Below are 20,754 nucleotides of genomic sequence, written 5' to 3'. Positions count from 1 at the left end.
GGTTTACAGATCAAAAGGCTCTCCGTATAGTGCGTCCCATCAACGGCGTGCAACGCTGCTGATGCTGCCCAGATGGTGAAATTGGTAGACACGCCAGCTTCAGGTGCTGGTGACCGCAAGGTCGTGGAAGTTCGAGTCTTCTTCTGGGCACCAATTCAAGTTTCAGAGTAACACTCTGAAATCTCACAAAAACCCGCGAAAGCGGGTTTTTGCGTTTCTGATCCCATCATTTTCCTGGACACACCACACACCTGTGGCGAGCGGGCTTGCCACAGATAGGTACTCAGCCCGTACTTTGTCGACCCTGAGGCCCTCTTCGCGGGCAAGCTCCGCCCCCACCGTGTCCACGCTCAACCACAGGTTAGCGGCGCGACACAAAACCTGTGGGAGCGGAGCTTGCCCGCGAAGGGGCCGCCACTGACACCACAAATCAGGCCCGGAACTGCCCCAGGCTCGCCTTGAGCTGCCCCGCCAGGCTGTCCAGCACCTTGCCGCTGGCCGTGGTTTCCACCACCGCCTGCGCCGCCCGCTCGGCCTGGGCATGGATCACCTCGACCCGCCCACGCACCGCATGCGCGCCCTCGGCCTGATGCGCCGCCGCCTGAGTCGCCAGACCGATCGCCGCATGCACCTGCTCTACCGAAGACTGCACGCTCTGCTGCAACTTCACACTGCTGCGCAACACCGCCAAGCCTTCACTGGCCTGACGCCCCGCCTGACCGATGGCCGCCACCGCTTCCCGCGCGCCCTGCTGCAAGGCACCGATATGCGCCTGGATATCGCCGGTGGAGCTTTGCGTCTTACTCGCCAACGCCCGCACCTCATCCGCCACCACGGCAAACCCGCGACCGGTCTCACCCGCCCGCGCCGCCTCGATGGCCGCGTTCAGGGCCAGCAGGTTGGTCTGCTCGGCAATCCCGTGAATCACCGTCAGCACCACTTCAATCTGTTCACTCTGCTGCGCCAACCGCTCGATCACCTTGGCACCGGTATCCACCTGCCCGGCCAGGGCCTCGATCAGATTGCCGACCTGGGCCGAGGTCCGGGTGTTTTCATCCGTCGCCTGGCGAATATCCACCACCTGCTTCAACGCCGCCTGCATCGCATGGCTTTCGGCCTGCGCGTCATCGGCCATCTTCGACAGCTCGCGCAAACTCTGCGCCACTTCGTCACGCTGCAAGCCGGCGGCGGCATCGGCACCGGCATTGCGCAAGGTCATCTGGCCAATTTCCACTCCGGTACGCTGGGCCACATCACCGGCTTCGCGCACGATAGGCTGCAGTTTGTCGACAAAGCGGTTCACCGCCGAGGCCATGTCGCCGATCTCGTCATTACTGTTGAGCTGAACGCGCTTGGTCAGATCACCCTCCCCCGCCGCCAGGTCATTCAAGGCCGCAATCAGCAGATGCAACTTGTTGACCACCCGCCGCCCGAGTACCACCGCCAGCAACAGCAGTACACCGAGGCCGACCAGGGCCAGGCCCATGCCGATCCGCCAGCGCAAGGTCTGCGCCGCATCCTGCACCGTTGCAGTGGTATTGACCTGCATTTGCGAAGCGGTGGCCTGGGCCGATTGCAAACGGGCCTGCATGGCCTTGGAACTGTCCGCCGAGGCGCCTTGCAGGCTGTCGCCCACCAGTTTGTCGCTGCTGGCGATCAAGGCCGTGAAACGCTGGTCCAGCGCCTTCAGGTCGGTTTCGACCGAGGCCGTGGAAACGCCCATCCGCACCTTGCCGATTTCCACGCCATTGGGGCTGATCGACGCTTCGAGGTAGTAGACCGACGGATCGTTCTTCGCCGCATTGAGCACCTTGTCCAGCGCTCGCTCACCCTCGCCCTTTTCCAAAAGGGCCTTGTTGATCGGGTTTTCCCGATTCAGGTAGCGGGTCAGGTGCTCACCGGTCGCATCGTCATACACCACGAACAGCACGTTCGGATTGCGCTGAGCGCGGCGGGCGAATTCGGAAAGGGTCGGTACGTCGTTGTCCCACATGGCCCGCGGGGCCACGGAGGCCAGCAACTGCGCCATGTCGTTGGCCGAATCCCTCAGATCCTTCTCCAACGCCGTGCGCAACTGAGCCTGCTCATCCTTCAGCCGCGAGGACAAGCCGCTGGTCAGACGCTGGCGCGTACTGACCGAAAGGCTGTCGAGACTCGACGTCACCTCTTTACCGGCTTGCTCCAATTCACCGGACAGCTTCTGACTGTCGATACCCAGACGAGTCCCCAGATCCGCCTCCAGCGCAGTGACCGTGCTTCGAGTCAGAGCGACCGCCACCAGCACCTGCACCAAAAGAGCGATACCCAGGGTAACGAACACAGGCCGCAATAGACGGCTTTGTAACAGTGAGAGAACGGCCGACACTGGAGATTCCTCGACTTTGGCGCCATTAATTTGATGGCACCTTTTTTAGAGGATAATCCCAGCAAGGCCCGTGCCGAACAACAGGTAGAAACGACAAAGGGCCCCAAAAGGGACCCTTTGTGATCTACATCAACGGCTTATCAGGCGAACGGGTGGCGCAGAACGATGGTTTCGTTGCGATCCGGACCTGTCGAAATAATGTCGATCGGCGCGCCGACCAACTCTTCGATACGTTTGATGTAAGCACGCGCCGCCGCCGGCAGCTCTTCCAGGGTCTTGGCACCCAGGGTCGACTCGCTCCAACCTGGCATTTGCTCGTACACCGGCTCCAGGCCGATGTAGCTGTCGGCATCGGTCGGCGCGTCGATGACCGCACCATTTTCGTTCTTGTAACCCACGCAGATATTGATGGTTTCAAGACCGTCCAACACGTCCAGCTTGGTCAGGCACAGGCCCGAGATGCTGTTGACGTCGATGGCGCGACGCAGGATCACGGCGTCGAACCAGCCGCAACGACGGGCACGACCGGTGGTTGCACCGAATTCGTGGCCACGCTTGGCCAGGAAGGCACCGACATCATCGAACAGCTCAGTCGGGAACGGACCCGAACCGACACGGGTGGTGTAGGCCTTGGTGATGCCGAGGATGTAATCCAGGTACATCGGCCCCACGCCCGAACCAGTGGCGATGCCGCCGGCGGTGGTGTTGGAGCTGGTGACGTACGGGTAGGTACCGTGGTCAATGTCCAGCAGCGAACCCTGGGCGCCTTCGAACATGATGTCCTTGCCGGCACGACGCAGGTTGTGCAGCTCGGCGGTGACGTCGAGCATCATCGGCTTGAGCAGCTCGGCGTATTCCATGCACTCATCGAGAGTCTTCTGGAAGTCGATGGCCGGCTCTTTGTAGTAATTGACCAGCACGAAGTTGTGGTAGTCGAGCAACTCGCCCAGCTTCGCGGCAAAACGCTCGCGGTGGAACAGGTCGCCGATACGCAGGCCGCGACGCGCGACCTTGTCTTCGTACGCCGGGCCGATGCCACGACCGGTGGTACCGATCTTCAGCTCGCCACGGGCCTTCTCGCGAGCCTGATCCAGGGCCACGTGATAGGACAGGATCAGCGGGCAGGACGGGCTGATACGCAGGCGCTCACGCACCGGTACGCCTTTCTCTTCCAGCTTGGTGATTTCCCGCAGCAGGGCGTCCGGTGCAACCACCACGCCGTTGCCGATCAGGCACTGTACGCCTTCGCGCAAGACACCCGACGGGATCAGGTGCAGGACGGTTTTCTCTCCGTCGATCACCAGGGTGTGTCCAGCGTTGTGGCCACCTTGATAGCGCACTACGGCGGCAGCATGTTCGGTCAGCAGATCAACGATCTTGCCTTTGCCCTCATCACCCCACTGGGTGCCCAGGACTACGACATTCTTACCCATAACACTTGTCCTCATTCGCGCAAACTTGGTGCCGGCAGCCGCCGGCGGGAAAACTCAAGAAGCCAGCGGCAATACTTGCCAAAGCCCGTTCTGCTGAATCAATTGCCGGTCGCAGTCCGCTTCGCGGGCGGCGGCCAATGGTTGTCCGGGCAAGGCCTGGACCACACGCTGACCCTCGCCGCGCAACTGGCAGACCAACTGCCAGAGTGCCGCATCCGTGCTGTCAGGCATCCAGATACCGCCAGACGGTAGCTCGATCTCGGCACGCCCCAGGGTCACCAGGGTTTTCAAATCGGTGGAAAAACCGGTGGCCGGACGCGCACGCCCGAAATCCGCGCCGATGTCGTCATAACGACCGCCCTGGGCGATGGCCTGGCCGACACCCGGCACGAACACCGCGAACACCACACCGGTGTGGTAGTGGTAACCGCGCAACTCGCCCAGGTCGAAATACAGCGGCAACTGCGGAAAACGCGCGGACAGCCGCTCGGCAATCGCCAACAGGTCATCCAGTGCCGCCGTGACCTGTGGCGGCGCACCGGCCAGGCGCTCACGCGCCGCCGCCAGCACTTCGCGGCCACCACACAGATCCACCAGCGCCCGCAGCATGGCGGCCAGATCGGCCGGCAAACCTTCGGTCAACTGGATCACTTCATCGATCGCCTTGCGCTGCAGGGCATCGAACAACTGTTGCTCCACTTCACCGGACAAGCCGGCGGCGCGAGCCAGGCCACGATAGATACCGACGTGGCCAAGGTCCATGTGCACATCCGGCACATCGGCCAGTTGCAGCATCGCCAGCATCAGGCTGATGACCTCGACGTCGCTGCTCGGGCTGGCATCGCCGTACAACTCGGCGCCCAACTGGATCGGACTGCGCGAGGACGACAAGGCCCGCGGCTGCGCATGCAGCACGCTGCCGGCGTAGCACAGACGGCTCGGGCCTTCGCGCCGCAGAGTGTGGGCGTCGATACGCGCCACCTGCGGCGTGATATCGGCGCGGAACCCCATCTGCCGGCCCGACTGCGGGTCGATCACCTTGAAGGTGCGCAGGTCCAGGTCCTGGCCAGCGCCGGTCAACAAGGATTCCAGATACTCGATATGCGGGGTGACAACGAACTCATAGCCCCAGCTCTGGAACAGGTCCAACACCTGGCGCCGCGCCACTTCGATGCGCGCCGCTTCAGGCGGCAGTACTTCTTCGATGCCATCTGGCAGGAGCCAGCGATCTACCGTTGCCATTAACGCCTTTCCCCTATGATCCGGGCAGCTAGCCCGCAGGCGAGCCTTGAGTGAAGCAGAAAATGGTTAACGCGCGCGCAAGAACGACGCGACGAACAGCCTGAAATCGGCTTCGCCTACCACTTTCCTCGAAAAACCTGTCGGGTCGATCAACCCGCCGCCTGCCTATCAAACATACAGACGCAAAAAAGCCGGGAATTTCCCGGCTGCCGCATCATACACCCGTTTTCCGAAAGGATCACCCCGCCCGGCGTTTTAGCTGCCGGGCGGAGGGGGCATGATGCGCCTTGGATCAGGGCTTGGCTTTTTCCAGGTAACGGAAGAAGTCGCTGCTCGGGTCCAGCACCAACACGTCGCTCTTGTCCGCAAAGCTTTCACGGTAGGCGCGCAGGCTACGGTAGAACGCGTAGAACTCCTGGTCCTGGCCATAGGCCTTGGAGTAGATCGCGGCGGCCTGGGCATCACCGTCACCGCGGGCTTCTTCCGACTGGCGATAAGCTTCAGCCAACAACACTCGGCGCTGGCGATCAGCGTCGGCACGGATGCCTTCGGACAGTTCGTTACCCTTGGCGCGGTGCTCACGGGCCTCGCGCTCACGCTCGGTGCTCATGCGCTCGAAGACGCTGCGATTGACTTCCTTCGGCAGGTCGATGGCCTTGACCCGGACATCGACCACTTCGATACCCAGTTCCTTCTCGGCCATGCCATTCAACGACGCAGTAATGTCAGCCATCAGCGCATCACGTTCGCCGGACACCACTTCGTGCAGGGTGCGTTTACCGAACTGGTCACGCAAGCCCGACTCCAGACGCCGGGACAGACGCTCGTCGGCGATCTGCTTCAGGCCGGAAGTCGCGGTGTAGAAGCGCTCGGCGTCCTTGACCCGCCACTTGGCGTAGGCATCGACCATCACGGCTTTCTTTTCCAGGGTCAGGAAGCGCTGTGTCGGGGCATCCAGGGTCATCAGGCGGGCGTCGAACTTGCGCACCTGGTTGACGTAAGGAAGCTTCACATGCAGGCCCGGCTGGACATCGGCCTCGACCACACGGCCGAATTGCAGCAGGACGGCCCGCTCGGTCTGCAACACAATGTAGAAGCAGTTCCAGGCAGCCACCGCCACGATGACCCCGAGGATCAGGGCGATCAGTGATTTATTGCTCATCAGCGGCTCTCCCGGGTGCGTGTGGGTTGCGGCTCGGTGATATGCGGCGTGACATCAGTGTTGCCACTGGCCATCGGCCCCACGCCCTTGGCCGGCGAACTGCCGCCCGAACCGCTCTGGATCATCTTGTCCAGCGGCAGGTAAAGCAGGTTGCTCTGGCCGTTCTTGTTGCCGGTCACGAGCACCTTGCTGGTATTGCTGAAGACTTCCTGCAGGGTGTCCAGGTACAGACGCTGACGGGTAACTTCCGGTGCCTTGCGGTACTCGGCCACCAGCTTGGTGAAGCGGTCGGCCTCACCCTTGGCGCGGGAAACCACTTCGTCGCGATAGCCGTTGGCATCCTCGAGGATGCGCTGGGCCTGGCCACGGGCTTCCGGCACCACGCCATTGGCGTAACCTTCGGCCTGGTTGCGCGAACGCTGTTCGTCTTCGCGAGCGCGGATCACGTCGTCGAAGGCTTCCTGGACTTCGCGCGGCGCGGCGGCGCTCTGGACGTTCACCTGAGTCACCGTGATGCCGGTGCGATAGGTGTCGAGGAAGCGTTGCAGGCGCTCCTTGATCTCGCCAGCCATCTGCACCCGCCCTTCGGTCAGCACCTGGTCCATCGCGGTGGAACCCACCACGTGGCGCAGGGCACTGTCGGTGGCCTGTTGCAGACTGATTTCCGGCTGGTCGACGTTCAGCACGAAGTCCTGCAGGTTGCTGATCTTGTACTGCACGGTCAGCGGCACTTCGACGATGTTCTCGTCTTCGGTCAGCATCTGGCCCTGCTTGGTGTACGCCCGCTCACGGGTGACGTTCTCCAGGAACTTCTTGTCGATCGGCGGGAAATAGATGTTCAGGCCCGGCCCTACGGTTTCGTAGTACTTGCCGAAGCGCAAGACCACCGCCTGCTCCTGTTCATCGACGACGTAGACCGCGCTGTACAGCCACATGGCCGCGAGCACGACAAGGCCGATGCCGAGCAGACCGAAACCGCCGCCCTTGCCACCGCCCGAACCGCCATCCTCACCGCGTTTCTTACCGCCACCGAACAACCCGTTCAGGCTCTCCTGCAGCTTGCGGAAGGCTTCGTCGAGATCCGGTGGCCCCTTGCGGTCGCCGTTGTTACGGCGCTTGCCACCCCAAGGATCCTGATTGTTCGAGTTGCCACCCGGCTCATTCCAAGCCATAGCGCTCTCCATCTGATAAAGCAAAGACGCGCCCGCGGCGCGCCGACCAATGCTACAGAATGCCTGTCAACGCGGCACAACCGCTTTCCCAGGCTTTTATTGCAAAGTGTGTTGTTCGATGAATTCCGGCGGCTTCATCCCTTCGCGCGTGACCACTCGATTGAGCTCGGCCCTGGGCAAACGAACGGATAGCAGACAAATGCCTTCGTCGTCGTGTTCTTCCTTCTGCACCGCACCCATCTCGAAGAACTGTGCACGCAGTCGAGCAAAACGCTGCGGCAAGCGCAAGGTGCCAACGAACAAATCGTTGCCCAGCAACTCGGCAATCGCCTGTTCGAGCAGTTCCAGGCCCTGCCCGTCACGGGCGCTGAGCCAGACCCGCTGCGGCCTGCCGTCTTCATCGCGCTGAATCTGCGGTTCGACACCCTCGAGCAAATCGAGTTTGTTGTAGACCTCGAGGATCGGCAAATCCTGGGCGCCAATCTCGCCAAGCACCACCATGACCTGCTCGATCTGCAGCATCCGGTCCGGCTCCGCGGCGTCGATCACATGCAGCAACAGGTCGGAGTTGCTCGACTCTTCGAGCGTAGCCCGGAAAGCCTCGACCAGTTTGTGCGGCAGGTGCCGGATAAAACCTACGGTGTCGGCCAGCACGATCGGCCCGAGGTCATCGAGCTCGAGACGGCGCAGGGTCGGATCGAGAGTGGCGAACAACTGGTCCGCCGCATAGACGTCGGACTCAGTGACGGAATTGAACAAGGTCGACTTGCCGGCGTTGGTGTAACCCACCAGCGACACCGTCGGGATATCGGCGCGCTTGCGCCCGCGGCGCGACTGCTCGCGCTGGCTGCGAACCTTTTCCAGGCGGCCCTTGATCTGCCGCAGGCGCACCCGCAACAGACGCCGGTCGGTTTCCAGCTGGGTTTCACCCGGACCGCGCAGGCCGATACCGCCTTTCTGTCGCTCAAGGTGAGTCCAGCCGCGGACCAACCGCGTACTCATGTGCTCAAGCTGGGCCAGTTCGACCTGGAGCTTGCCTTCATGGGTGCGGGCGCGCTGGGCGAAAATATCGAGAATCAGGCCCGTGCGATCCAACACGCGACACTCGAAAACGCGTTCGAGGTTACGTTCCTGGCTGGGCGTGAGGATGTGATTGAAAATCACGATGTCGACCTGTTCGGCCTTGACCAGATCGCGAAGCTCCTCGACCTTGCCAGTGCCAATCAGATATTTGGCGGTTGGCCGATGACGCGGCACGTTGAAAAACGCGACGGTCTCGGCGCCTGCCGATGCTGCCAACTCCTGAAACTCCTGCGGATCTTCGCGCGCCTCAGGGTCCTGACCTTCCAAGTGAACGAGAATGGTCCGTTCACCACCACCGTGGCGCTCAAAGAACAAAGGAGACTCCTATCAGGCGTTACCAGGCTCAGCATCAGCCTGTTCGGTTTCGGTTGCGCTAGGCAGACGAATTGGACGAACCGGTACCACTGTCGAGATCGCGTGCTTGTAGACCATCTGGCTGACGGTGTTCTTCAGCAGGATCACGAACTGGTCGAAGGACTCGATCGTGCCTTGCAGCTTGATGCCGTTGACCAGATAGATGGAAACCCCAACCTTCTCTTTACGCAAGGTATTCAAGTAAGGGTCTTGTAGCGAATGCCCTTTTGACATGTGCCGCACTCCTTTAAGGATCAATAATAAAAAATAGGTAAATGGATGGCTTATACCGCCTTTCCCCCAAGGATAGACGGCAATTGCAAGGACTCAGCCCAATATGGAGATCGTCCCAAGGTATTTCAAGGCGCGTGGCAGATTGTCGCAATCCAGGCTGTCCAGCCAGTGCAGATCCGTCCAGCTGCGCAACCAGGTGAACTGGCGCTTCGCCAATTGGCGCGTGGCAATGATGCCGCGCTCCTGCATTTCGGCTGACGTCAGCTTGCCCTCGAGGTACTCCCAGACTTGCCTGTAGCCTACAGCACGTATAGAAGGCAACCCGACATGCAGGTCATTCCTCCTACGCAGAGCTACGACCTCCTCTACGAACCCCTGTTCCAGCATTTGTGTGAATCTTTGTGCAATTCGGTCGTGCAGGACCTGACGATTCGCCGGGGCGATGGCCAGGTTGGCAACAGTATAGGGTAATTGAGGCCGTCCCGAAGCGGCTGCGTCAGTACTTTGCGCAGATTGTCGCTGGCGGTGGGCGGTCATGCTCGATCCGCTGACCCGGTAGACTTCCAGCGCCCGACTCAGGCGTTGAGGGTCATTGGGGTGGATGCGTGCCGCCGATTCCGGGTCGATAACCGCCAATTGGTCGTGCAGGGCCTGCCAGCCAAGGCGTGCGGCCTCTTCTTCGATTTCGGCACGGATCTGCGGATCGGCCGCCGGCATGTCCGCCAGCCCCTCCAGCAAGGCCTTGTAATAGAGCATGGTACCGCCCACCAGCAGCGGAATCTTGCCGCGCGCGGTGATCTCGGCCATCGCCGTCAGGGCGTCACGACGAAATTCGGCGGCGGAATAACTTTGCGCCGGGTCGAGAATATCGATCAGCCGGTGCGGAAACTCCGCCAGCAGGGCTTTCGAGGGCTTGGCCGTGCCGATATCCATGTCCCGGTAGACCAGGGCCGAGTCGACACTGATCAGCTCGCACGGCAGCACCTTGGTCAACTCGATGGCCAGGTCGGTCTTGCCCGCCGCCGTCGGGCCCATCAGGAAGATCGCCGGTGGTAATGCCTTGGAGCCCGTCATCAGCGACCGCGCAAGAACAGTTTGTCCAGATCGTCCAGCCCGAGCTGGGTCCAGGTGGGCCGACCGTGGTTGCACTGGCCGCTGCGTTCGGTGTTTTCCATATCCCGCAGCAAGCCGTTCATTTCCGCCAGGGCCAGGCGCCGATTGGCGCGAATCGCGCCATGGCAGGCCATGGTCCCGAGCAATTCGTTCAGGTGCGCCTGAATCCGGTCGCTGGTGCCATACTCCATGAGGTCGGCCAGTACGTCCTGGACCAGACGATTGGCCTCGGCCTGCTTGAGCAGGGCCGGGATCTGCCGGATCGCCAGGGTTTCCGGGCCGAGGCGCTGCAATTCGAAGCCCAGGCGCTGGAACCAGCTGACATGCTCTTCGGCGCAATCGGCTTCGCGCTGGCTGACCGCCAGGGATTCGGGCACCAGCAACGGCTGGCCGCTCAGACCTTCACTGGCCATGGCGATCTTCAGGCGTTCGTACATGATCCGCTCATGGGCCGCGTGCATGTCCACCAGCACCAGGCCCTGGGCGTTTTCGCTGAGGATATAGATACCCTTGAGCTGCGCCAGCGCATAACCCAGCGGAGGGACGTCGCCCTGGCTGTCGGGCAGGGTCGGCGCATCCGGCAGCGGCGCAAAAAACTCGCGATAGACGCCCTGGGCCTCGGCGGCTGGCGGCATCTGGGTGGCTGGCGGGCGGTACTGATATTGATAACCGGCACCGGAACCCGACCCGGCCGCCGGCGCAAACGCGGATGAAGGCTGGGCCTGGGGCTGCTCCAGCAGATTGGCCGCCAGGCGCATCTCGCCTTGGGGACCGAATTCGCCGGCCTCGATCCCCGTCGGCCGGACCATACCGGCGACAGCGGCGGGCGCGGCCAGGTGATCTTCCGGGCGCACGTCGCCCAGGGCGCGGTGCAGGGTGCCGTAGAGGAAATCGTGGACCATGCGCCCGTCACGGAAACGCACTTCGTGCTTGGTCGGGTGCACGTTGACGTCGACCACCGCCGGATCGACCTCGAAAAACAGCACGAAGGTCGGGTGCCGGCCGTTGAACAGCACATCGCGATAGGCCTGGCGCACCGCATGGGCCACCAGCTTGTCACGCACCGCGCGGCCGTTCACATAGAAATACTGCAAGTCCGCCTGGCTGCGGGAGAAGGTCGGCAGGCCGACCCAACCCCACAGGTGCAGGCCGTTGCGCTCCACCTCAATGGGCAGCGCCTGTTCGAGGAAGCCCGCACCGCAGACCGCCGCCACACGCCGGGCACGGGCCGCATCGTCATGGGCCTCGTGCAGGCTGAGAATGCTCTTGCCGTTGTGGCGCAGATGAAAGGCGACATCGAAACGGGCCAGGGCCAGGCGCTTGATCACTTCCTGCAGATGATCGAACTCGGTCTTCTCGGCCTTGAGGAACTTGCGCCGCGCCGGGGTGTTGAAAAACAGATCGCGGACTTCCACCGAGGTGCCCACCGGATGGGCCGCGGGCTGCACCCGGGCATCCATGTCGCGGCCTTCGGTTTCCACCTGCCAGGCCTGGTCGGCATCACGGGTGCGGGAAGTCAGGGTCAGCCGGGAGACGGAACTGATGGAGGCCAGGGCCTCGCCACGGAAGCCAAGGCTCATCACCCGTTCCAGGTCTTCCAGGTCGCGAATCTTGCTGGTGGCGTGACGGGCCAGCGCCAACGGCAGGTCGTCGGCGGAGATACCGCTGCCGTCGTCGCGCACCCGCAGCAGCTTGACGCCGGCCTGCTCGACATCCACATCGATGCGCTTGGCGCCGGAGTCCAGGCTGTTTTCCAACAGTTCCTTGATCACCGAGGCCGGACGCTCGACCACCTCACCGGCGGCAATCTGGTTCGCCAGTCGCGGGCTGAGCAGTTCGATGCGGGTGTTGCTGTTGAGGGCTTCGCTCATTGTTTGGCCGCCAGTTCAGCACCGGGAATGGTCAGGTTCTGCCCGACCTTCAGTTCATCGCTGCTCAGGTTGTTGGCGCTGCGCAAGGTCGCCGCCGAGACCTGGTAGCGCACGGCAAGCATCGCCAGGGTCTCGCCCGGCGCCACGCGATGGTCACGCGGGCCCTCGGCGATCTTGCCGGAGTCCCGCAGCCAGGCGATATAGGTGCCCGGCGGTGGGTTCTGCTGGAAGAACTGGCGGATACCGGCGCTGATAGAGCGCGCCAGTGCCTGCTGATGATTCGAGGAGGCCAGCTTGGACGCCTCGTTGGAGTTGGAGATAAATCCGGTCTCCACCAGGATCGACGGAATATCCGGCGACTTCAGCACCATGAACCCGGCCTGCTCCACCCGCTGCTTGTGCAGCGGCGTGACCCGCCCGATATTGCTCAGGACTTTCTGACCGACGTTGAGGCTGGAGGTCAGCGAGGCGGTCATGGACAGGTCGAGCAAGACGCCGGCGAGCATCTTGTCCTTGTCGTCGAGGCTGACGTTGCCGGCGCCGCCGATCAGGTCGGAGCGGTTTTCACTGTCCGCCAGCCAACGGGCGGTCTCGGAGGTGGCGCCACGATCGGACAGGGCGAACACCGAGGCACCGAAGGCCGCCGCCGACGGCGCGGCGTCCGCGTGAATCGAGACGAACAGGTCGGCGCCTTTCTTGCGGGCGATCTCGGTGCGACCGCGCAGCGGGATAAAGTAGTCGCCGGTGCGGGTCAGCTCGGCACGATAGCCCTTCTGACCACTGACCTGGCGTTGCAACTCTCGGGCGATGGCCAGCACCACGTCTTTCTCGTGCTGGCCACGGGAGCCGGAGGCCCCCGGGTCTTCGCCGCCGTGGCCGGCATCGATCACCACAATGATGTCACGCTTGCCCGCCGGAGCCGGCGGCAGCTTGATCGCCGGCTCCGTCGGCGTTACCGGGACCGCCGGCACGGTGGCCACGGCAGGCGTCGGTGCCGGCGCGGGCGCGGCATCGGCGGGGTTGTCGTACAGATCGACCACCAGGCGATTGCCATACTGCGCGTTCGGCGCCAGGACGAAGCTTTTCGGCGTGACCGCCTTTTTCAGGTCGACCACCACCCGCAGGTCGGTCGGCGTGCGCTGGGCAGCCCGCAGGCTGTTGATCGGGGTGTTGGCGGTCGGCACGTTCAGCGGGCCGCCCAGGGTCGCGCCATTGATATCGATCACCAGCCGATCCGGAGAGGTCAGGGTGAATACGCTGTGCTGGACCGGGCCGGACAGGTCGAATACCAGCCGCGTGTTGTCCGGGGCCCGCCACAGGCGAACACTCTTGACCTGTGTCGCCGCCAAGGCGTCAACGGCCAGTGCCGCCAGCAACAATCCCACGACAGCAACCAACGCGCGAAGGCGCATACCAAACCCCATCATTTATTTGATTTCCAATGCCAGATCGGCACACCAGGAGTCGCCACGCGGGCCCTGGGACAACAGATACAGCGAACGGCCGCCATTATGCGGGCTAATGGTAATGGTCAGGTCAGGCTTTGGCAAAAAGCCCTCACCGCGCCGCGGCCACTCCACCAGGCACAGGGCCGCACCGTCGAAATAGTCGCGAATGCCCATGTATTCCAGCTCCTCCGGATCGACCAGGCGATACAGATCGAAATGGAAGGCACGGATATCACCGATTTCGTACGGTTCAACCAGGGTAAAGGTCGGGCTTTTCACCGCGCCGGCATGGCCGAGGCCGCGAATGATGCCCCGGGACAGGGTGGTCTTGCCGGCACCGAGGTCGCCTTCGAGGAAAATCACTCCGACGCCACGGCTCACCTCGGCGATTTTCCGGCCGAACGCCACCATGGCCTCTTCATCAGGCAGTTGAAGGGTTAGTTCAGACACGGTGATTGCTCCTCCAGCAACTGTCGAATGACCGGAATCAGATCGCTGGCCGCCAGTCCACGGCCGTTTTTTCCCAACTGTTCGCCGGCGCTGGCGTGCAGCCATACCGCCAGGCAGGCGGCTTCGTACGCCGGCAGGCCCTGAGCCCGCAGGGCACCGAGCAGCCCGGACAGGACATCGCCGAGCCCCGCCGTGGCCATGGCCGGATGGCCGCGCTCGCAGATCGACAGACGCCCGTCCGGCGCGGCAATCAGGCTGCCCGCGCCCTTGAGCACACAGACCGCCTGGTACCGCTGGGCCAACTGGCGCGCGGCGGCGGGACGATCCGCCTGTACGGCTGCCGTGGAAATTCCCAGCAAGCGCGCCGCCTCCCCCGGGTGTGGGGTAATCACGCTGTCCGCCGGCAGCGCGAAACTGCCAGTGGCCAGTAGGTTCAGGGCGTCGGCATCCCAGACTTGCGGCACCCCGGCGTTGGCCGCCAGCGACAACAGGCTGCGGCTCCAGGCGGATTGACCGAGTCCCGGGCCGACCACCAGTACGCTGGCCTGGGCCAACACGGTCATCAACTGATTGGCCGATTCGATACCCAGTGCCATGACCTCCGGCAGCCGGGCCAACGCGGCGGCCACATGCCCGGGACGGGTCGCCAGGGATACCAGTCCGGCACCGCCGCGCAAGGCCATTTCGCCAGCGAGCAGGATCGCGCCACCAAACCCCCGGTCGCCGCCGATCAACAGGGCATGGCCGAACTGCCCCTTGTGGGCATCCAATTGTCGTGCGGGAAGGCTCGGCAGCGTGGCGAGGGTCAATGACTGAATATCGGAAAAAGGCGGTTTGGTCTGCGGCATGCGTCGTCGAGCTCTGATGTCTGGCAGAATTATACGCATCAAAGCCTAGGTTTCTCCTGTCTCATGCCTGTAAATAGCGTCGACCTTCCCGCCCTCGCCCAATCCATCAAGGAATGGGGCCGTGAACTGGGCTTTCAACAAGTTGGCATCGCCGGCCTTGAGCTGGGCGAGCATGAACAGCACCTGCAACGCTGGCTCGACGCCGGCTATCACGGCGACATGGACTATATGGGCGCCCACGGCAGCAAGCGCTCGCATCCCGACGAGTTGGTGCCCGGGACATTGCGGGTGGTGTCGCTGCGCATGGACTACCTGCCGGGCGACACCCAGATGGCCCAGCGCCTGGGTCAACCGGAAAAGGCCTATGTCTCGCGCTACGCCCTGGGCCGCGACTATCACAAGCTGATCCGCAAGCGCCTGCAGCAGCTCGCCGAGCGTATCCAGCGGGTTATCGGCCCGTTCGGCTACCGCGCCTTCGTCGACAGCGCCCCGGTCCTGGAAAAGGCCATCGCCGAACAGGCCGGGCTCGGCTGGATCGGCAAGAACACCCTGGTGCTCAATCGCCAGGCCGGTAGCTATTTCTTTCTCGGCGAGCTGTTCGTCGACCTGCCGCTGCCGGTAGATGCCCCCCATGCCACGGAGCATTGCGGACGCTGCACGGCGTGCATGGATATCTGTCCAACAGCGGCGTTCGTCGGGCCTTATGTGCTGGACGCGCGACGCTGCATTTCGTACCTGACCATCGAGCTGAAAACCGCGATCCCGGAAGAGCTGCGCCCGTTGATCGGCAACCGGGTGTTCGGCTGCGACGATTGCCAGATGGTCTGCCCGTGGAACCGTTTCGCCCGCCCGTCGGATGAAGGCGACTTCAAGCCCCGGCACAGCCTGGACAATGCCGGGCTGGCCGAGCTGTTTCTGTGGGACGAAGAGACCTTTCTGAAAAATACCGAGGGTTCGCCACTGCGCCGGGCAGGTTATGAACGCTGGCTGCGCAACCTGGCGGTCGGGCTGGGAAACGCGCCTTCGACGATTCCGGTGCTTGAAGCGCTCAACAGCCGTCGCGACTACCCGTCGGAACTGGTCCAGGAACATGTGCAGTGGGCACTGCGGCAACATACGCAGCGCGACGCCGTTTGACCTCGAGATTCAAATAGAGACCGCAAAACCGCTGACCGACGCCTGAATATCAATCTCACAATAGCGGACTTCCCGTTTCAACAGCAGCAGGGACCGCCCATTGGCGTTTCTCAGGGTAAGCCGCGATCCTTCCCCGACCACCGCCATCACCGGGTGCTGCTCTCCGCTCTTGAACTTGATATGGGCAGGTAGTTGCACGGTTCGAACCACCTGCTCCATTGCGCAAGCCGTCTGACTATTGTCGATCACCAGATCGAGCCTGAAGGTGCTCTTGCCCTTGAACTTGACGATCTCCAGGGAAGACCGCGACAAGTCCAACTCTGGAATTGTCTCGCGCGCATCCTCCTGGCCGGATAGATCCAGACTGACCTGAGGAAGCGTCTGGAACGTCCCTTGCGGGACAAGCAACTCGGTACGACCGCCAAAGTTCGAGTCAAGGTCCTTTGACGCCATCAAGCTGGTCTTGAACTGCAAGGTGTAGCTGGTTTCGGGGTGCAATCTGACCTGGTACTTGTTGAGGGCCTGCTCCTGCGGGGACTCACCGGCCGCCCAGCCAAAAGGATTGACGTTCAAGAGCAGATGCGGGGTGGCACCGAATAACAGAACCGTCGGGATCGGGCCAAAATCCAGTACTTCCAAGCGTTTGTTCGGCGTCGAAGGCATCGTCACCATCAGCTTTCGCTCGCGTCCCCGGCGGTGGTGACAAACAGTATGTCTGCCAGTTGCTGATTATAATAGGAGGTCCACGCGTAATTTTCCGGTTCCCAACCTATCATTCGCGACTCGTGCGGACTATAAAATGAAAAGTCCTGAAACTCTCTATAGTTGACACCCAAATGCTCCCTGAACCATTTGAGTATCGCGTGTCGTTTATAATGATAATTCGGATCCAGTGGATCAATAAGGAATTTTATTCTGTTTTCCCGTTTCAGATCCTCCAAGGCCCGCTTGTATATTCGGCTATTGGCCTCACTGTCGCCCCTCCCACCGGGTGCCTGAGAGCGGTAGCGATTTTTTATCTCTGCGTAGTAACCATGCAACAACCGCATCGTTTCAAATGTATTGACTCGTAAAAATGCGCCCTCGCCCTTGGGTTTGATAGACACCATTTCATAAGCCAAATGTTCAGTATTGGCAATGTGCTGTTCTCTCGTCAAGGGTCCGAATGGCGGCGACAGCGATTGAACAAGAACGTCTCGCTCAACCCGCCTTCGGTTTCTCTCCTCCAAGACACCTTGCTCATAAATTTTGTAATCCGCCGCTTTCTTGTTTTTTGCCTGATCGAACTCATCCTGCGAAATGACCCCGCCCCGAAAGTCACTTCCGTTCAGACCGTCGATGGAAAACAGATGGGTCTCTTTTAGGAACTGTTGAACATAGGGCTCATTAAGATCCAAAGCACCGGCTCTGGATATAAAACTGGAAAATTCACGAGCCCGCATGGCATTCATGACGTTCAGCACAACCCCTGGCAGGGGAGACATGTTGTCACCCGATTCCACAAAGGAGGAATGAATCGGCCAAAATCGCCCGCCCAGATACACCAACGAAACATGCGGACTGCAAATAACAGTGATATTCGGCAGCCAGTTCCTTTCCAGGCCATCACCGCCGACCACCTTGAAGCGTCCCTCCTCCAGGCAACGCGCCAGAAACAGAACCGTTACATACTCCGCCATGGCCTTGGGAAAGTGACAGGCGGTAAAATTGATAAATTTTATTCCCCTGAAATTTACCGGATCCTTGCCAAACGAACCTGAGAAATTATCATATAGCCAGTTCGCGATTCTCTCAGGATTAGAGACGCCGCCCAAACCAAAAACATCCGCATGAGCGAGTATATTGATGGTTCCATCAAAACCGCTTTGCGCATGGCTCGGACTGATGTAATCAATCGGTAGCAGATCAATGAACCTTGGCGGTTTTGTGTCCCAGAACGCACCGACCGCAGGTGACTGCACCCGATAGTGGTGACTGATGCTGTAAACCCCAGCCGCCTGCTCACGGCCAATGGCTTGATCCAGTCTTGCCTTTCTGAAACGTACAAAATCCCCATCCAGATTATCGAGGTAACGTCGAACCGCCTCTGGATCGCCGGGTACGGTCCCATGGGGATCCAATACATCGGCTATGATGGGAAAAAGGGTCGCATCAAGCCGCCATCTGCCACGATCGATATCCGCCGCGATCATGGCTTTTATCGCCAGAGAAAATCTAAGCAAATCCTCGGGATTTTTAAGCCCGCCTTTACTTTTATAAGAAAAATACAAACTGATAACATGCATGGAAATGGGGTCTTCAAAAGAAGAAAACTCCCGATACAGCTTGGCACTGGCGATATCTTCGCCAATCAGCAGATACAGCGACCCTTTTACAGCGCGCTTCACCCGCCCCGCCGATCGTGTGAGGGTAGCCGACACGTTGACGCCGTGAAAAACCCTCAGCTTTTTCTGGACGATCGCCAAATAATACAGAGCGACCAGGCCTTTCAGAAAATTCAACTCGATTTTCTTTTCAATAAAGTCTTCACCCTGCAATTTAGCCATCGCGATGAAGTCTTTCAGCAAGGTCAAATGGATCAGTGCGCGCGCGCCTTCGCCCCTCGCCGTCAATAAATCCGACTCAAGCTGTGAGTAAGCCCCTCGCAAACTTTCGTTCATGTCCTTCCAGAGCCGAAATGATGAGATCTCCTTGGTAAAATCAAAATCCCATTGGTCTCGAAAGCACGGATAAATGACTCGACGGCCCTCATGCATTTGACTATGAATCTCACCCAAGCGGTAAGTCCTTGCGCCTTGGCTAGCTCGGATTTCCTTATCTTCCAGTTGGAGACTGGGAAAAACGATAGCGTAACGTTTCAGCAGCGTGATGATCGATTCAAAATAGGCCAAGCTCTCCTGGTTTAGCCCACTGCCGGATATTTCATATTGATTCAGACTATAATCAAACAACAACCTTTGCATACGGCCCCGCCTAAACGTTCAGGGATTTTTTATATTGTTCCAGCAGAGCATTGAACGAACCGGAAAAGCTCAGATGGGCCAATGTTTTCACGTTATAGTCTTCGTCCGCTTTGTCCGCCGCGCCGAGCAGTCCCTGGCGTTGCCACAATGCAGTGTTCCACAGGCTCAAATCCTTGATCGAGATCGTCACAGGGCCGTCAAGGGACGCGTTTCCCAAGCCAAGCGCCAAAACAACTTCAGTGATTGTTCGACTGGCCTGAGCCGAGCCGCTATCTGCTGTAGCGGAGGTTTTGTAGTGGAAGGCAGGCGTCAATGGCGTGGCCAGCTCACTGTCCAAACGTGCGGCAAACAGGCTGAACTCTTTTCGGTCGGCGCTTAACGACAACAACAGGAAACAGGGGAAATCCTTTAGATCCATCAGTCCATGGTCATTGCCCTGAGCATCGCTGAAAACCAGTTTCTCTTCGTAACTCAATGCGCGACCGCTGGCATCAATATTCATGCGCCTGAGTATCTGTAGACTGAACGCGAGGCTGTTCTCCGGCGCGGAGGTTTTGACCGTGAGTAGCCCCATCTTCTCTCGACGTACATACAGCTTTTTCTGGTCGTCACGCAGAGCAGTTTGAAGCTGGCTCATCGTTTCCGTGATCCGGCGTGCGTCGGCAAAATCGGCCGCGGCCAAACGTTTCATGAACTGTGGAAGTCGATTCGTCAACTTGCCGGTGTTGATGACGGCGGCAATCGATCCATCCTTATAGTGAGGAGAAAGGACGAAGGATTCGCTCGGGTCGAAAGCCTCTATCTCCTCGACAGCCGCCTTGAAATTCAACCATTGCCTGCGCTTTGCAAAAACCGCTTCTGCTTGGCTGCACTCACCGATTTGCGTCACCACTGTGGTGATTTTAGATAAACCTTCTTCTTTCAAGGCGATATTCAACATACCGCTACTGGACGCGCCGCGATCTCCCGTGGGCCGCAAAAAAATGGAGCACTTGTTTTTGAATGCATCAAAACAGAGTCCCTTCGCAGCCCCGATTGCAAAATGCCGGTTTTCCACGGAGGCAAAAGCGTTCTGGCCAAACGTGCTCCAGCGGTTTCCTTGCAGGGGGTAGTGGGCTGACAATCTCTCCAGCGGTAATTGCCGGTATCCAAAACGCTTCAATACCTGCTTTTTTTCGCTCAGATAATCCCTGAAATTATTCTCGCCTTCGGGTTGAGGGTTGCCTACCCAGGCGGCCACCCTGTGCAGTTGCAAAGAGTGCCGGCCACTTTTGACCGGCGCGGGAATCGTGTTGAAGCGGAACACGCCGAAACCCGAGAAAAAATCTTTAAAATCTTCGCCGAAGTCAGCCAGGATAAAAGGCTGTTCCCCGGCTTTTTCGCTATTCCAGACTTTGACGACCGAGACACCGTCTTTTGTTTCCAACTTGATAACGCAGGGATCCTTGTGAGAAAAAATAAGCGGTTCGGTCTTGCCCGACACCTGACGTGTCGCCACTTTCACCGCACTTTTAGCCTGTCGGCTCGCGGCTGACACCTTGCCGCTTGCATCCTCCTCCCATATTCTAAGCATGAGATACAACTGATCGTTCAAACAGACCAGTGTAAAGCTTCGGCCTTCTCGATAGGAAAAGACCCTCTCACTCGCCGCGCCCTCCCGTGGCTCCGTGCGATAGTGGTCGTGCTTTTTTTCGCCCATCCAGATGTTGGGTTTGGCAACAAGACTGGCAGAGTCGGCGTCATGCGCCTGCCAGACCGCATTGACAGCAGTAAACTCAAAGGTGAACGTATAATCCTTTTCTCCATAAAAAGGACTGTCCACCGTATAGCGATCTTCGTTCATTTCTAACAGCTTGAATTGCGCAGACATCACTGTCCC

General features: G+C 60.3%; 16 protein-coding genes and 1 tRNA gene. 2 read left to right on the top strand and 15 right to left on the bottom strand.

Going from position 1 to position 20,754, the window contains the following annotated elements:
* Positions 1-66 precede the first annotated feature (66 nt).
* Positions 67-153: transfer RNA gene (locus tag AC07T0_RS11535), tRNA-Leu, on the top strand.
* Positions 154-430: 277 nt separating this feature from the next.
* On the opposite strand, the gene AC07T0_RS11530 is transcribed toward AC07T0_RS11535, so the two are convergent.
* The 12 genes from AC07T0_RS11530 to AC07T0_RS11475 all read right to left on the bottom strand — a co-directional run bounded on the left by AC07T0_RS11530 (position 431) and on the right by AC07T0_RS11475 (position 14,775).
* Positions 431-2,365, bottom strand: coding sequence for a methyl-accepting chemotaxis protein (locus AC07T0_RS11530; RefSeq protein WP_495001299.1), 1,935 nt, complete (start codon positions 2,363-2,365; stop codon positions 431-433).
* A 140-nt stretch (positions 2,366-2,505) separates the two neighbouring features.
* Positions 2,506-3,798: an adenylosuccinate synthase gene (locus tag AC07T0_RS11525; protein WP_017125065.1), complete on the bottom strand. Its 1,293-nt coding sequence runs from the start codon at positions 3,796-3,798 to the stop codon at positions 2,506-2,508.
* Positions 3,799-3,852: 54 nt separating this feature from the next.
* Entirely contained in the window at positions 3,853-5,040 is a 1,188-nt protein-coding gene (locus AC07T0_RS11520; protein WP_495001298.1) for an ATP phosphoribosyltransferase regulatory subunit, read from the bottom strand.
* Positions 5,041-5,332: 292 nt separating this feature from the next.
* Entirely contained in the window at positions 5,333-6,202 is an 870-nt protein-coding gene (gene hflC / locus AC07T0_RS11515) for a protease modulator HflC (RefSeq protein ID WP_495001297.1), read from the bottom strand.
* Entirely contained in the window at positions 6,202-7,374 is a 1,173-nt protein-coding gene (hflK, locus tag AC07T0_RS11510; protein WP_495001296.1) for an FtsH protease activity modulator HflK, read from the bottom strand. Before hflK ends, hflC begins: the two co-directional genes overlap by 1 nt.
* Before the next feature lie 96 nt (positions 7,375-7,470).
* Complete coding sequence (hflX, locus tag AC07T0_RS11505) at positions 7,471-8,772, bottom strand: ribosome rescue GTPase HflX (protein ID WP_495001295.1); 1,302 nt, start codon at positions 8,770-8,772, stop codon at positions 7,471-7,473.
* A 12-nt stretch (positions 8,773-8,784) separates the two neighbouring features.
* Positions 8,785-9,045 (bottom strand): RNA chaperone Hfq, encoded by a 261-nt coding sequence (gene hfq / locus AC07T0_RS11500; protein WP_123423785.1) that lies wholly within the window; start codon positions 9,043-9,045, stop codon positions 8,785-8,787.
* 93 nt (positions 9,046-9,138) lie between these two features.
* Positions 9,139-10,119 (bottom strand): tRNA (adenosine(37)-N6)-dimethylallyltransferase MiaA, encoded by a 981-nt coding sequence (gene miaA, locus AC07T0_RS11495; protein ID WP_495001294.1) that lies wholly within the window; start codon positions 10,117-10,119, stop codon positions 9,139-9,141.
* Positions 10,119-12,029: a DNA mismatch repair endonuclease MutL gene (gene mutL / locus AC07T0_RS11490; protein ID WP_495001293.1), complete on the bottom strand. Its 1,911-nt coding sequence runs from the start codon at positions 12,027-12,029 to the stop codon at positions 10,119-10,121. Before mutL ends, miaA begins: the two co-directional genes overlap by 1 nt.
* Positions 12,026-13,453 (bottom strand): N-acetylmuramoyl-L-alanine amidase, encoded by a 1,428-nt coding sequence (locus AC07T0_RS11485; RefSeq protein WP_495001437.1) that lies wholly within the window; start codon positions 13,451-13,453, stop codon positions 12,026-12,028. Before AC07T0_RS11485 ends, mutL begins: the two co-directional genes overlap by 4 nt.
* Positions 13,454-13,456: 3 nt before the next feature.
* Positions 13,457-13,927, bottom strand: a complete 471-nt coding sequence (tsaE, locus tag AC07T0_RS11480; protein WP_495001292.1) for a tRNA (adenosine(37)-N6)-threonylcarbamoyltransferase complex ATPase subunit type 1 TsaE — start codon at positions 13,925-13,927, stop codon at positions 13,457-13,459.
* Positions 13,915-14,775 carry an NAD(P)H-hydrate dehydratase gene (locus tag AC07T0_RS11475; protein WP_495001291.1) on the bottom strand — a complete coding sequence of 287 codons (861 nt, stop codon included), beginning with the start codon at positions 14,773-14,775 and terminating at the stop codon, positions 13,915-13,917. Before AC07T0_RS11475 ends, tsaE begins: the two co-directional genes overlap by 13 nt.
* A gap of 63 nt (positions 14,776-14,838) precedes the next feature.
* Here AC07T0_RS11475 and queG point away from each other — a divergent pair, with 63 nt between their 5' ends.
* Complete coding sequence (gene queG, locus AC07T0_RS11470; protein ID WP_495001290.1) at positions 14,839-15,912, top strand: tRNA epoxyqueuosine(34) reductase QueG; 1,074 nt, start codon at positions 14,839-14,841, stop codon at positions 15,910-15,912.
* A 9-nt stretch (positions 15,913-15,921) separates the two neighbouring features.
* Here the strand turns inward: queG and AC07T0_RS11465 are convergent, their stop codons facing one another.
* The 3 genes from AC07T0_RS11465 to AC07T0_RS11455 are packed head-to-tail and all read right to left on the bottom strand — an operon-like array spanning position 15,922 to position 20,745.
* Positions 15,922-16,584: a hypothetical protein gene (locus tag AC07T0_RS11465; protein WP_495001289.1), complete on the bottom strand. Its 663-nt coding sequence runs from the start codon at positions 16,582-16,584 to the stop codon at positions 15,922-15,924.
* A complete protein-coding gene (locus tag AC07T0_RS11460; RefSeq protein WP_495001288.1) occupies positions 16,584-18,875 on the bottom strand; it encodes a hypothetical protein in 2,292 nt (763 codons plus the stop codon). The genes AC07T0_RS11465 and AC07T0_RS11460 overlap by 1 nt, the downstream gene beginning before the upstream one ends.
* Before the next feature lie 10 nt (positions 18,876-18,885).
* A complete protein-coding gene (locus tag AC07T0_RS11455) occupies positions 18,886-20,745 on the bottom strand; it encodes a hypothetical protein (protein WP_495001287.1) in 1,860 nt (619 codons plus the stop codon).
* Between the last annotated feature and the right edge of the window lie 9 nt (positions 20,746-20,754).

This window comes from Pseudomonas sp. GW821-FHT04D07 (genome assembly GCF_059420225.1).
Note: the sequence above shows the minus strand (reverse complement) of the source record. Positions and strands in the feature narration are given on the sequence as shown.